The sequence below is a fragment of the Pelomicrobium sp. G1 genome (assembly GCF_051905455.1).
Taxonomy (GTDB): Bacteria; Pseudomonadota; Gammaproteobacteria; order Burkholderiales; family UBA6910; genus Pelomicrobium.
Map to the genome: position 1 here is coordinate 1 of NZ_JBQACR010000420.1, position 258 is coordinate 258.

At 69.0% G+C, this 258-nt stretch carries 1 protein-coding gene; it reads right to left on the bottom strand.

Going from position 1 to position 258, the window contains the following annotated elements; genetic code table 11:
• Positions 1–258: histidine kinase dimerization/phospho-acceptor domain-containing protein (locus ACTFO6_RS19075; protein ID WP_439935911.1), on the bottom strand; the 258-nt coding region annotated here is incomplete at both ends.

The following is a 258-nucleotide window of genomic DNA, read 5'->3' on the forward strand; positions in this document are numbered from 1 at the left end:
CCACCGCCACAGGGCGCCGGGGCTCGGTGGCAGCCCGGGAAAAGCCCGAGAGCTGGCGCGAGATCTCCAGGATGCGGCGCACGTTGGCCGAGATGCTGGCAAGGCCTTGCTGCAGCACTGCGGGGTCGCGCCGGGCGTCGGACTCAAGGATCTGGAGCATGGAGTGGATCGCCGCCAGGGGATTGCTGATTTCGTGGCACACCCCGGCCAGCATGAAGCCCAGGGAGGCGAGCCGCACGGTCTGGGCGTGTTCGGTTT